The sequence below is a fragment of the Nocardioides sp. genome (assembly GCF_047602075.1).
Taxonomy (GTDB): domain Bacteria; phylum Actinomycetota; class Actinomycetes; order Propionibacteriales; family Nocardioidaceae; genus Nocardioides.
In genome coordinates this window covers 242,840-255,516 of the sequence record NZ_JASGIF010000002.1, presented here as the reverse complement: position 1 = coordinate 255,516, position 12,677 = coordinate 242,840, and the positions used below count along the sequence as shown (strand labels likewise).

Sequence of the window (12,677 nt, the reverse complement as noted above, 5' to 3'; positions counted from 1 at the left end):
TAGGCAGGCTTGGATCACGGGCAGGAGAGTCACTCGGCAGAGTCACCGACTGGGCGATCCGCCCAAGCGCGCTCCAGCACCTGGCCGAACACCTCGCGCGACTGCGCCCCGGAGACGCCGTACTTCGCGTCGATGACGAAGAACGGCACCCCGTTGGCGCCGTACTGACGCGCCCGGTCGATGTCGGCCTCCACGGCGTCGGAGTAGTCCTTCCCGGCCAGCACCGCCGCCACCCGCTCGGGGTCCAGCCCGACCTCGGTGCCGAGCCGGGCGAGCACCTCGTGGTCGGCGAGGTTCCCGGTCTCGACGAAGTACGTCGCCAGCAGCCGCTCCTCGAGCCGCCCCTGAACCTCCGGGCCACCCTCGGCCAGCGCGAGCTGGAGCAGTCGGTGGGCGTCGAAGGTGTTCACGTGCCGGGACTCCGCGTGGCGGAACACCAGGCCCTCCTCGGCGGCTACCGCCTCGACCTGCGCCACCATCTGCCGACCCGCATCGTCCCCGCCGCCGTACTTCCGACCGAGCATCTCGACCACCGACTCGGTCGGCTTCCTCGGTGCTGACGGATCAAGCTCGAAGGAGTGCCAGACGGTCTCCACCTCGGCGTCGGGGTGGGCCTGGTCGAAGTCGGCCAAGGCCCCCTCGAGACGTCGCTTGCCGATGTAGCACCAGGGGCAGACCACGTCGGCCCAGATGTCGATGCGCACGTGGTGGCAACCTTCTCGGTCAGGCCACTATTCCTGGCTCGGCGTCGAGCTCCGCCCGCCGGGCGTAGGCCCAGCCCGGCCGTCGCAACAGGAAGGACCAGCGGTCCCGCCAGGTCCGCGCGGAAGCGACGTCGGCGGCGATGTCGGTCCATTCATAGGTGGCGATCCGGGCCAGGTTGTAGCTGTCCACGTTGCGGGTCAGCCCGTAGACCACCGGGGCGTCCTCCTCCTCGAAGGCGCACTACGCTACTGATTCGGATCACGTGGTTCACGGACCGCCTCGGATGCGGAATGATGGGTCTACCGCCGGTTGTCACAACGAAATCCTGTTCAGCGGACCTTGCCGAGCAGGCGCAGGAGGGAAGCATGTCCGAGACTGGAGCAGCCACGACCTGGCCACCGAACGACCCCGCGACCTGGCGCCATGTCCCCGCGAGCTCGACTCCGGTCGACCCCGACCGGGTGCAGAAGCTGCTCGCGGCGGAGTGGGAGCGCTTCACCGCGGACACGTCCGGCTCCGGCGAGCACAACACCCGGGCCAGCGAGTCGCTTCCGTTGGGCGTGACCTCCTCCTTCCAGCACTGGGATCCCTACCCGATCTCGATCGAGTCGGCCCGTGGCGCCTGGCTCACCGACGTCGACGGCCGCCGGCTGCTAGACCTGTCGATGGGCTTCGGCGCCATGCTCGTCGGCCACCTCAACCCGGTGGTCGTCGACCACGTCACCCGCGCGCTGAACGAGACCGGCACGCTCTTCGTCACCCCGTCGCCGCAGGCGACCGAGATGAGCGAGCGCTACCAGGAGCGCTTCGGCCTCGGCATGCTCCGCTTCACCAACTCCGGCACCGAGTCGCTGATGTACGCCGTCCGGGCGGCCCGCGCCTACACCGGCCGCAAGGCGGTGCTCAAGATCGAGGGCGGCTACCACGGTGGGTACGACGCCCTCCAGGTCTCCGTCAAACCCGCGCTGGAGGACATCGGTCCCGCCGACAACCCCATCCCCGAGGTGCCGTTCGACGTCGAGGCCGGCGATGTCTACGTGGTCGCCTACAACGACCTGGAGATGCTCGAGCGGGTGCTCTGCGAGCGCGGTTCGGAGATCGCGGTCCTGGTCATCGAGCCGGTGGTGGAGAACCTCTCCATCGTGGTGCCCGACGAGGGCTACCTGGCTGCGGTCCGCGAGGCCTGCGACCGGCACGGCGTCGTCCTCCTCTTCGACGAGGTGAAGACCGGCCTCACCGCTGGCTATGCCGGCGCCGCGCAACGCCTCGGCGTACAACCCGACCTGATCACGCTGGCCAAGAGCATCGGCGGCGGCCTACCGCTCGCGGCCTTCGGTGGTAAGCGCGAGGTGATGGAGGTCGTCGTCGACGGGCGGATGGCCCACTTCGGCACCTACAACGGCAACCCGCTGGTGATGGCGGCGGCCAAGGCGGTCGACGAGATCTGCACCCGCGAGGCGCTGGCCGGGGTGGAGGCGCTCAACGAGAAGGCGCTCAGCGCACTGGACGAGGTGATCGCGACCTACGAGCTGCCCGCCCATACCGTCGGCCTCGGCGCCAAGGGCTGCGTCACCTGGTCACCCACGCCGGTGCGCAACTACCGCGACTACAAGGCGGTCGACTTCGGCCTGGCCGAGCTGTCCTGGCTGTGGGGCGTCAACCGCAACATCCTCACCCCGCCCGGTCTCGACGAGCAGTGGCTGGTCTCCCTCGCCCACACCACCGACGACATGGACCTGCTGGTCAGCGACTTCGCCGAGCTGGCCCGAGCGCTGCGGGACTGATTTCCACGCGGATGCCCACGAATGCCCGTCGACCTCCTAGACTGGGGTAGCCCGCGGCAGTAGACCGGTGACCACGTCCCAGATCCGAGCACCGCGGTCGAGTGTCACAGCACACGGTGGTGCGCAGGTCCGAGCGTTGCTCGGTGCGTCGGACCGGACCGTCGGAGCGGTTCCCCAGGGGCGCTCCGAGAGGAACGATCCGGCTACGCGGTCGTGCCGGTGGGTGACGCGAAGAGCACGTCTCGTCGCACGACGAGACGCAGTGGAAGGACTGCTCGTTTGGCGACACGAGAGAGGCAGCGGTCGGGAGACCGCCGGCCGAGCCAGCGTGCGCGCGCCCGCGGCTATGACAACGAGGGCATCATCCCGGTGCTCGCGAAGGCGGTCCGAGAGATCGAGAACGCCGTCAAGCGTGGCCCCCTGACGTTGGCCCAGCGTGGCCGCTATCAGGCAGTCGCCCTGTTGGCCAGGGAGGAGCGAGCCAGCGTCCGCACCGACAAGACGCTCACGGATGCACAGCGCGACATCCAGCTCAAGCGTCTCGACGGGATCGCCACGATCTTGGCCCAGACCGCGGCCAATCACCCCTCCTTGTTCTCCCTCCTCGGTGAGGACGCCGAGATCGGCGAGTCCACTCAGCGGATGAAGCGCGAGATGCAGCTCGCCGCCGGCCTCGAACTGCCCGAGGCCGAGGTGACCGAGCCCGTCGAGGTGACCGAAGGGCGCGTCGATCGTCGCGTCATCCCGCCGTCAGTGGCGGCGGCTCAGTTGGCCAACCCGTTCCTGGTCCCCGACTTCAGCCAGGTGGCTCCCCGACCCCAGGGCCATCTGGTCGGCTGGGATCTGATCGGCCCACTGCTCAACTCCTTCGAGGTCTCCACCCCGGGTGCGTCGACCTGTATGGAGCTCCCCGAGCCCGGCAACCTGCTGCTCCCGAAGGGCGTCGACCTGATGCCGCACCAGGCCCGCCTGGTCGCCTCCGTCTCCGCCGGCCACCGGAGCTTCCTGCTCGCCGACGAGCCCGGTCTCGGCAAGACCGCACAGGCGCTGCTGGCCGCCCAGGTGGCCAACGCCTATCCCCTCCTGGCGGTCGTCCCCAACGTGGTGAAGACCAACTGGGCCCGTGAGGTCGAGATGTGGACCCCGCAGCGGACGGTCAGCGTGGTGCATGGCGACGGCGAGACTGTCGACGGCTTCGCCGACATCATGGTGGTCAACTACGAAATCCTCGACCGTCACGTCGACTGGATCGGCAAGCACGGGTTCCGTGGGATGGTCGTCGACGAAGCGCACTACATCAAGAACAAGAAGTCGCAGCGCTCCCAGCATGTCTTGGAGATCTCCCAGCGGGTACGCCGCCGCATGACACGGCCACTCCTGATGGCGCTCACGGGCACCCCGCTGATCAACGACATCGAGGACTTCCGCACCATCTGGCAGTTCCTCGGCTGGATCGGGGAGCGCCAGCCGGGTGACGCCTTGATGGCCAGGCTCGAGGCGACTGACCTGACTCCGGCTGACCACGCCTTCTACCCCGCCGCCCGTCAGGCCGTGGTGGACATGGGCATCGTGCGGCGTCGCAAGGTCGACGTCGCCGCTGACATCCCTGCCCGTCGCATCGCCGACCTGCCGGTCGAGCTCGAGGGTGCCGTGGGGCGGTCGATCCACGAGGCGGAGCTGCGGCTCGCCCAACGGCTGGTGGGTCGCTACCAGGCCGCCCTGGAGCATCGCCGCTCCACAGGCGTGGTCGTGGACGGCATCGACCACGAGCTGGTGCGCCGCGTCGCCGAGCGCGAGGTGGCCGAGAGCTCGGAGTCGAGCACCGAGGACAACGTCTTCGCGATGGTGCGTCGGATCGGTCAGGCCAAGGCCGAGCTCGCTGCGGACTACGCTGCCCAACTGGCGCGGAGCGCCGGCAAGGTCGTGTTCTTCGCCAAGCACCTCGACGTGATGGACACCGCCGAGGAGCTCTTCGCCAAGCGTGGCCTGCGGTCCACCTCGATCCGCGGCGACCAGACCAAGACCGCCCGTCAGCAGGCGATCGACAGTTTCGTGAACGATCCGGATGTGCCGCTGATCGTCTGCTCGCTCACCGCCGCGGGCGTCGGCATCAACCTCCAGGTTTCTTCCAACGTGGTGCTTGCCGAGCTTTCCTGGACCAACGCCGAGCAGACCCAGGCCATCGACCGGGTGCACCGGATCGGCCAGCGTGAGCCGGTCACCGCCTGGCGGATCATCGCCGCGCAGACCATCGACGCCCGGATCGCCGAGCTGATCGACAGCAAGGCCGGCCTCGCCGCCCGCGCCCTGGACGGCTCCACCGAGGAGATCACCGCCTCCGCCGACATCCAGGTCGAGGCTCTGGTGTCCCTGCTCACGCAAGCGCTCACCGAGGACGCGGCGCCGATCTAGGGTCGAACGGAACGAGGCGAGTCAGTCGGACGGGTAGTCCAACGCCAGGTCGGCCAGCCGCGCGGCGAGTTCCTCGGCGTCGGCTCCTCGGCCGACGGCGACACCGACCAGGAAGGCGGTGAGCGGCGCCCCGGGTCGCGACGGGCCGTGGGCGACGTCGGAGATCATCGCCAACAGCGGCGCCCTCGGCATCGAGCACCGCGGCGGGGTCGACGACGATCTCGGCCGCAGCCGCAGTCAGCCAGGCCCGCATCCGGGCCATCTTCTCGGGGTCGTCCGGCATGCTGCCTCCTCCTGACGGTCCAGCGGTCGCCGGCACTCGGCTACTGGTGTGTACGACACAGCAGGCGCGTCGTACACACCAGTAGCCTCTCAGATAGTCCGCTCAGCCGACGTTGACAAACCCCGATCCGTGACGTCTGCGTAGCCGCTGAGCGACCCCGCGCACCCCCTCCACCGCGCGGAGCACGTCGTCGTGACTGGAGTAGACGGCGAAGCTGAGTCTGCAGCTGGCCGGCGGTTCCAGGCCGAGGTCTCGATGGGCGAGCGTCGCGCAGTGGCATCCCGCCCGTGCCTCGATCCCCTCACGGCCCAGCTGTCTGGCCAACTGGAACGGATCGACGCCATCGATGTTGAACGCAGCCAGCGGCGAGCGCGGTGCACCTGCGGGCGGGCCGTAGATCGCAAGGCCGTCGACAGACTCAGCTCGCGCAATGCCAGCTCGGTGACGTCGGCGACGTGGCCACCGACTCGTCGCATCGTCTCCGTGACCGTCGCCTGTGGCAGCGACCCGGTCCCGCCGAACCAGCGCGTGCTCGGATCCGCATCGGTCAGATCCACCAGCAACCGCAGCGCCCGGGCGGAGAGGATCACGCCGAGGATGTTGGGTGTGCCGGCGGCGTACTTCCACGGCAGGTCGTTGTACTCCACCTGATCCGGGGCCACCCGGCCCTCGGCGATCATGTCCCCGCCATAGAGGAACGGCCGCGCTCGGGCCAGCAGATCCTCCTTGCCGTAGAGCACACCCACGCCGAAGGGCGCGAGCAGCTTGTGGCAGGAGAACACGAGATAGTCCACGTCGAGCTCGCGGACGTCGACTCGACTACTGGGCACCAGTTGCGCCGCGTCGACCAACATCAGCGAGCCGGTCCCACCGTCGTCTCGCAGATAGCCACTGGCATCCGCGATCGCGCGAACCCGAGCCAGCGGTGGCTTGCTGCCGAGGAAGTTCGAGGCACCCGTGACGCAGACCAACTTGGTCCTCCGGTCGACCAGCCTGACGAGATGGTCCAGGTCGAGCTCACCTGAGCGGTGGTCGAAGCGGGCGACCCGGCACTCGACGCGACGCCCGAAGCGGGGCAGGATCTCGCGACACATGCCGTGCCACGGCACGAAGTTGGAGTTGTGCTCCACCATGGTGGTGACCACGTTGTCGCCGTCACGAAACTCCGTGAGCAGGGAGTACATCACCGCGTTGATCGCCTCGGTCGTGTTGCGATAGGTCACGATGGAGCGACGACTGGGTGCATTGAGCCATTGCGCGAAGGTGTCGTACGCCGACTCGAAGCGCAGCGTCATCCGTTGGGACGCCGGCGACTGACCACGATGGACGTTCTCGTAGTCGCGGCTGAGCAAGTCCATCAGTTCGACCAGCTCGCGCGGCGGCTGGGTGCTGGCCGCGTTGTTGGCGACGACTCGACCCAAGCTCGGGAACTCGAAGTGGGCACGGACCCGGTCGACATCTAGGACGTCGCTCCTACGGTGCGCTGCCTTCCGACGATGCAGTGGCCACATCACAGATCCTCCGATCACCGCCGGTCAGGCGTCCTTGCGCTTCCAGGAGGCCAAGAGCAGTGGCCACAGGGTCGGTCGCTCGGGATCGGCAGCGGCGGCATCGCGCAACCGACCGAGCAGCTCCTCCGCAGCGGACTCGGTGGTCACTCCGCGTGCGATCGCCACCGGGAGCAGGCTGCGAGAGACCTGCTCGAACATCCGCGCCGCATCGGCCAGCCGATCCAGCTGGCCGGCCACATCGGTCCCGTCCGGCGCTCCGACGCCGGCCTCGCCGAACCAGCGTGGCAGCAGCACGCCAGCGCGCACCTCGCATCCGGCGGCCCGGAAGGAGTCCAAGACCAGATCGCCGACAGCAGCGACACTCGGCAGGGCCGGGGCCGTCCCCGCGGCGGTGAGGTCGTAGTCGTGCACGACGAGATGGCCGCCAGGCGCCACGGCATCCCACAGCCGAGCGAGCACCTCGACCCGTCGGGGGAGGTGGAAGAGCACCAGCCGCGCGTAGACGACGTCGTACGGCGCACCGGGGATCGGCTTGTCGTCGAGCAGATCATGCGCGTAGAACTCACACTGCCGGTGGCCGTCCGCATGGAGCCGCTCCAGGCTGACCCTGCCGAGCACCTCGTCCACGTCGACCCCGACGACCTGGCCCTGGGACCCGACTCGCTGGGCCAGTTGCCGCATCGTCACTCCGGGTCCCGAGCCGGCGTCCAAGCAACGGGACCCTGGCTTCACGTCGATGCGGTCGAGCGCCCGTTCAGTGGCGGACTCCCAGATCTGTGCCTGATAGCGCAGACGCTCGTACTCGCTCGTGCTGGTGCCGAGCGAGTAGTCGCTCGGCTGACCCGGTGCCGTACCAAGCGGTGTCGAGCCAGGGGTCGTGGTGTCGAGAGTGGTCATCGTCGCCTCCAAAGTCGGTCTCCGTCGAGACTGACGGAGGTCGGGGCCGCCGACATCGTGGTGAGGACCACGAGGTTTCGCTGTGCCCGCGCCAGCGTGGACATCGACGGTCGAGGGGAACACACTGGTCGGATGCGCCGTGGGCTGTTGCAGCGCGACACCGAGCTGGCCACCCTCGAGCGGCACCTTCACCAGATGCTTGCCGGGGCGGGTTGTGTCAGCGTCGTCGACGGACCCGCCGGCGTCGGCAAGTCGAGCCTACTCGGGGCCGCCGCGGACATCGCCGAAGACGCCGGCTTCCGGGTGCTTCGGGCGTGGGGCGGCCCTTTGGAACAGCAGTCCGGCTGGGGTGTAGTCCGCCAGTTGTTCGGCCGCGTGACGAGCGGGCCCGAGTGGGACCGACTCGCCGTCGGTGCGGCGTCGCTCGCGAAGCGAGTGCTCGACCCCGATCCCGGGACCCCCGCGCCGTCGGGCGATGCCGCGCACGCTGCGTCGTACGGCTTGACCTGGCTGGCCTACGGAGTGGCCGAACTGGCCCCGACCTTGTTGATCGTCGACGACGTGCACTGGGCCGACGCGCCGTCGCTGCGCTGGCTGGCTCAGCTCAGCCGTCGGCTGGGCGACCTCCGACTGGGGATCCTCTGCGCGGTCCGTTCGGGCGAGCCGGCCACCGAGCCAGCGGCTCTGGCCGAGCTGCTGGCCGCGGCAGCGGAGCCACCCCTACGACCCCGGCCGCTCGGTCCGGAGGCGGTGGCCACCATCGTGGTCGGGCGACTGCCCGGCGCCGACCCGGCCTTCGCCTCCGCCTGCCACGCCGCCAGCGCCGGCAATCCCTTCCTGCTCGGCGCCCTCCTCGACCAGGTCGAGGCGGAAGGCGCCGCGGCGAGCGCGGAGGTGGCCGCCCGGCTGACCTCTTTCGGTCCCGAGCGGGTTGCTCGCAGTGTCGAGTTGCAGCTCTCCCGACTGCCGGAGCCGGCCACCGCGTTGGCTCGAGCCTTCGCTGTCCTCGGTCGAGGCGCCTTGCTGCGCCAGGCAGCCGCGCTGGCCGATCTCGACGTCGTGGATGCACATCGACTGGTCGACCACCTGATCGCCGGGGGTCTGCTCGAGGTCGCGGACGACGGCTACACACTCGCTCACCCGTTGGTCGCCAACGCTCTGTATCGCAGCCTCCAGCCCGGGGAACGATCGTTGCTCCACCGCCGCGCCGCCACCCAGCTGGCCGAGGAGGAGGGCGACGTCGAGGCGATCGGTCTGCACCTGCTGCACGCGGAGCCCGCGGACGAGCCGGAGACGGTGGTCGCGCTCCATGCCGCGGCGGCCCGGGCGAACCTGCGCGGGGCGCCCGAGAGCGCTGCAGTCTTCCTGCGTCGAGCGCTTCTCGAACCACCGAACGATCCGACGCTGACCGCCGACCTGCACGGCGAGCTCGGTCTCTCGCTCGCCGCTCAGGTCCGCCCGGGCGCGCGGGAGCACCTGTACGACGCCGTGCAGCACGCCCAGACCACCAACCAGCGACTCGATCTCGCGTTGGCGGGCACCCGCGCTCTAGGCCTCGGCGGAGACTTCAGTGATGCCATCGGCCTGGCCCGCTCGGCTCTCGCCGAGGACGCCTCCGCGGAGTCAGCACCAGACGAGGAGGATCGCCGCGGTTACCTCGAGCTGGAGATGGTGTGCAACATGATGCTGGCCGCCGAGACGGTGGACGAGGCACTGCACCTGGTGCGCAGCCGGGCGCGGCCGGCCTCGCCGGAGGTGCCGGCCCAGCGCGCCGAGCCCGCTTCCTTGGCGGCATTGTGGGGCATCGGCGCCGCGTGGGAGACCCTCAACCGCGGTGATGCCGCCCAGCTCGTGCACGATCTGCTCGAGCCCGCCATCGAGGAGGTGACGCCCCCACGCCTCGCCCAGTCGCTGCTGGGCACCACCACGAAGTTCATCTTGATCGCCAACGGTGAGCTCGACACGGCACGACGGCTGTGCGACGCGCTGGTCGACCTGGCTCGACCCCAGGGTTGGCTGATCGCCCTGGCGCACGGGAGCTTCATGCGGGCGCTGGCGCTGGTGCAGCTCGGCCGCGTCCACGAGGCCCGAGACGACGCCGCGCTGTCCTTCGAGTTCAAGCAGGGCAACAGCCCTCCGGGCGCCCTGGTGTGGTCGCTGTTCCCACTGGTCGAGGCCCTCACCGAGCTCGGCGCGCTCGACGAGGCAGAGGCCGCACTGGACATCGGCCACCAGTTCGGTGACGCGCCTGCCGCCTCGCTGGGCAGCACCTACTTGCTGGAGAGGCGTGGCCGCCTCCGCCTGGCTCAGCATCGATACGCCGAAGCCCACGCCGACTTCGCCCTGGCTGCCGACTGGTGGCAGCGGCTCCACATCGTGCATCCAGGAGTCGCCACCTGGCGCGCCGATGACAGCGAGGCGTTGGTTGCACTCGGTGACGTGGACACCGCACGTGTCCTGGCGCGCGAGCATCTCGACCTGGCCGACTGGACGGGCCTGCCCGCATTGCGCTCGGCCGGGCTGCGCGCGCTGGCCCGCACCAGCGACAGCGAGGAGGCGGTCGATCTGTTGAGTCGCGCCGTCGACCTGATGGCCGACAGCCCCGCGCTGTTGGAGCGCACCCGGGCCCTGGTGGACTTCGGCACGGCACTGCGTCGGACCAACCACAGGACGGCCGCCCGAGAGCCGCTGCGGGCCGCGCTCGATCTCGCCGAGCGCGGCGGGATGCTGCTCCTGGCCGAGCGGGCCCGAGTTGAACTGCGCGCCTGCGGGGCTCGCCCTCGGCGTACTGCTCTCACCGGACTGGAGTCGCTGACCCCGGCCGAGCGTCAGGTCGCGGTGCTGGCCGCGCAGGGCCACGGCAATCGAGAGATCGCGCAACGGCTCTACGTCACCCGGCGCACCGTCGAGACCCACCTCACCCACGTCTTCAGCAAGCTCGGCATCTCCGGGCGCGCCGACCTGCCTCCGCTCGATGCTCCGCTCGACCCCGTGCCGGACGTCCACCTCCGAGCCGTCACCGACCTCTAGGTCCTGGTGATCGGCCCTCAGGGCCACCGGAGGACGCCCTCATCTGGAACTCGGTCTAGAGCCGCTCGGGGACGGCGGCCAGCCGGCGGCACAGACCGTTCACCTGGTCACTGGCCCGCCCGCCGATCCAGATGGTGAACTCGCGCTCGGCGTCGGGCTCGTCGGGCATCCACTCGGCAGTCCATCCGGTGATCGCCTGGGCGAGCAGCACACCCCGAGTCACCGGCGCGGCCGAGAGCTCCTGGTCGGCCGGCTCTGGGCGGGTCGACGCTGGACGACGCAACTGCGTGATGGTGACCCGGGCCGGCGCGATGAGGGCAGGCAGTTGCACGCCCTCATCGGTCTCGACGTACACCTGACCGAAGGTGTGCGCAGGCAGCAGGCACAGCACCTGCTGGATCGCGTCAAGATCCTCGGTCTCGCCGGCAATCAAGATGTGCTCGACGGTACGGCGGCGGGGGCTGGGCCTCATGGGGTGAGTATAGGTAAGGCTTACCTCACTCACCAACCGGAGTCCTCCGGCCCAACCTCGGTTCAGACGGCGACGTGTGCCTGGAGCAGCCAACGGTCCTTGGTCAGACCACGCTCGATCTCGATGGCGACGTCCTGGCTGCTCAGGTCGACCTCGTCGAGCCCGGCGACGGCCGCCCGGACGGTGACCAGCGCGGCGTCGATCTGCGCGACCGCCTCGGCAACGGTGTCCTCCCAACGCTGGAATCCGTCGGCCAGCGCCGGCAGCGTGGTCTTCTGCGCCACCGTGGCGATCCTGGAGTCGAGCGGGAGGCCGAGCGCGACAATGCGCTCAGCGGCGGTGTCGGCGTACTCCTGAGCGTGGGCGACCACGTCGTCGAGCAACTCGTGGACGCCGACGAAGCTGCCCCCACGCACGTGCCAGTGGGCCTGCTTGCCATTCACGACCAGTGCCTCCAGGTCGATCACGACCGGGGTCAGGAACTGGGCGACACCGGCGGCGATCTCGGGAGTCGTGGACAGCGTCGGGGGGGTCTGGGTCGTGGTGGCCATGGGCCTTCCTCTCATGCGGTGCAGATCTTCTTCTCAAGCCCCAGGATTCCTGGACGACGGATCATCTTCAACGAAGCCAAGGCTGCCCTCACCGCCCTCGGCGCCGTGCGCACGGCGTCTTCGGTCGTCCTCACACCCTGACACGTGGGCAAGATCACTCTGGGTGACAGCGTTGGGCGCCTGCGCTCAGCGGTTCAGCCCGCGTCCCACTGGCGAGGTCCCCTAGCCGCGGCGCGCGATCAGGGCAGCGACGCCGTCGAGGATCCGCTCTAGGCCGAAGTCGAAGGCGTCGTCGCGCCGCCCGGTCACTGCTGCCTCGGTGAACGCTGCCACCGTGTGCGGGAACCGGTCGGCATGCGCGGTCAGGATCGGTTCGAGGGACTCGGCGAGCGAGGTCTCGGGCTGGTCGATCGCGGCCGCCTGCTCCACGCTTCCTCGGACGTGGTTGGCCAGCAGCGCCAAGGTGTCGAGGCGCTCGGCGCCGTCGAGTGGAGCGCTCCGCAGGGCGGCGACTCCCTGCTCGAGCCAGGCCAGCTCGTGCGGCCCCGGCGTACGCCGGCCGACGGTGAGCTCCAGCGTCCACGGCCGCGCCGACATCCGCTCGTGCATCGTGACCGTCCAGCTTCGCAGCCGCCGGCGCCACCGACCGGACGCATCGGTCGGTGGCAGACCTAGGGCCCGATCCAGCATCAGCGCGGTGAGCTCGGTCTTGCCGGGCACGTAGCGATAGAGCGCCATCTTCGCCGCACCGAGCTCGTCCGCGACGCGTTGCATGGTCACGGCGCTCAGCCCCTCGGCATCGGCGACGGCGATCGCGGCATCGACCACGTCATCGAGGGAGAACTTCGGTCGGGGTCCTCGTTTGCGCCGCGGCTCTCCCGGCCAAAGCACGGCGGTGACGCCGCTCGACGAGCCAGTCCCGTCCGCTCCCGCTGTCTGGTCGACCCCGGTCGTTCCGCCCATCCGCCACCCCTGACTTCGCCGCCCTCACCGGACGAGCCACGACCGCGTCGACACTCTCGGCCTTGTAAC

At 69.7% G+C, this 12,677-nt stretch carries 11 protein-coding genes and 2 pseudogenes; 4 read left to right on the top strand and 9 right to left on the bottom strand.

Annotation, left to right across the window (positions count from 1 at the left end):
* Positions 1-29 precede the first annotated feature (29 nt).
* Together QM714_RS13960 and QM714_RS13955 are read right to left on the bottom strand one after the other, a co-directional pair.
* A complete protein-coding gene (locus tag QM714_RS13960; protein ID WP_415101568.1) occupies positions 30-704 on the bottom strand; it encodes a DsbA family oxidoreductase in 675 nt (224 codons plus the stop codon).
* Between the two features lie 19 nt (positions 705-723).
* Complete coding sequence (locus QM714_RS13955; RefSeq protein WP_415101566.1) at positions 724-918, bottom strand: hypothetical protein; 195 nt, start codon at positions 916-918, stop codon at positions 724-726.
* A 152-nt stretch (positions 919-1,070) separates the two neighbouring features.
* Here QM714_RS13955 and QM714_RS13950 point away from each other — a divergent pair, with 152 nt between their 5' ends.
* Entirely contained in the window at positions 1,071-2,489 is a 1,419-nt protein-coding gene (locus tag QM714_RS13950) for an aspartate aminotransferase family protein (protein ID WP_415101564.1), read from the top strand.
* 279 nt (positions 2,490-2,768) lie between these two features.
* A complete protein-coding gene (locus QM714_RS13945; RefSeq protein WP_415101562.1) occupies positions 2,769-4,901 on the top strand; it encodes a DEAD/DEAH box helicase in 2,133 nt (710 codons plus the stop codon).
* A 21-nt stretch (positions 4,902-4,922) separates the two neighbouring features.
* On the opposite strand, the pseudogene QM714_RS13940 reads toward QM714_RS13945, so the two are convergent.
* From QM714_RS13940 to QM714_RS13925, 4 genes and pseudogenes are all read right to left on the bottom strand, one after another.
* Positions 4,923-5,184, bottom strand: a pseudogene (locus QM714_RS13940) (DUF6457 domain-containing protein).
* Positions 5,185-5,286: 102 nt separating this feature from the next.
* Entirely contained in the window at positions 5,287-5,811 is a 525-nt protein-coding gene (locus QM714_RS13935) for an aminotransferase class V-fold PLP-dependent enzyme (RefSeq protein ID WP_415103034.1), read from the bottom strand.
* Positions 5,751-6,695 (bottom strand): annotated as a pseudogene (locus tag QM714_RS13930) (aminotransferase class V-fold PLP-dependent enzyme); the annotation flags it as partial. The gene QM714_RS13935 and the pseudogene QM714_RS13930, both read right to left, overlap by 61 nt.
* 24 nt (positions 6,696-6,719) lie before the next feature.
* Positions 6,720-7,592 carry a class I SAM-dependent methyltransferase gene (locus QM714_RS13925; RefSeq protein WP_415101560.1) on the bottom strand — a complete coding sequence of 291 codons (873 nt, stop codon included), beginning with the start codon at positions 7,590-7,592 and terminating at the stop codon, positions 6,720-6,722.
* 132 nt (positions 7,593-7,724) lie between these two features.
* On the opposite strand from QM714_RS13925, the gene QM714_RS13920 reads away from it, so the two are divergent.
* On the top strand, positions 7,725-10,622 hold the full coding sequence (locus QM714_RS13920) for a helix-turn-helix transcriptional regulator (RefSeq protein WP_415101558.1): 2,898 nt from the start codon (positions 7,725-7,727) through the stop codon (positions 10,620-10,622).
* A gap of 55 nt (positions 10,623-10,677) precedes the next feature.
* Here QM714_RS13920 and QM714_RS13915 read toward each other — a convergent pair whose 3' ends face one another.
* Positions 10,678-11,094, bottom strand: a complete 417-nt coding sequence (locus tag QM714_RS13915; protein WP_415101556.1) for a hypothetical protein — start codon at positions 11,092-11,094, stop codon at positions 10,678-10,680.
* Between the two features lie 62 nt (positions 11,095-11,156).
* Positions 11,157-11,645: a Dps family protein gene (locus QM714_RS13910; RefSeq protein WP_415101554.1), complete on the bottom strand. Its 489-nt coding sequence runs from the start codon at positions 11,643-11,645 to the stop codon at positions 11,157-11,159.
* Positions 11,646-11,663: 18 nt separating this feature from the next.
* Here QM714_RS13910 and QM714_RS13905 point away from each other — a divergent pair, with 18 nt between their 5' ends.
* On the top strand, positions 11,664-11,786 hold the full coding sequence (locus tag QM714_RS13905; RefSeq protein ID WP_415101552.1) for a hypothetical protein: 123 nt from the start codon (positions 11,664-11,666) through the stop codon (positions 11,784-11,786).
* 81 nt (positions 11,787-11,867) lie between these two features.
* Here QM714_RS13905 and QM714_RS13900 read toward each other — a convergent pair whose 3' ends face one another.
* A complete protein-coding gene (locus tag QM714_RS13900; protein WP_415101550.1) occupies positions 11,868-12,608 on the bottom strand; it encodes a TetR/AcrR family transcriptional regulator in 741 nt (246 codons plus the stop codon).
* Positions 12,609-12,677: the final 69 nt, after the last annotated feature.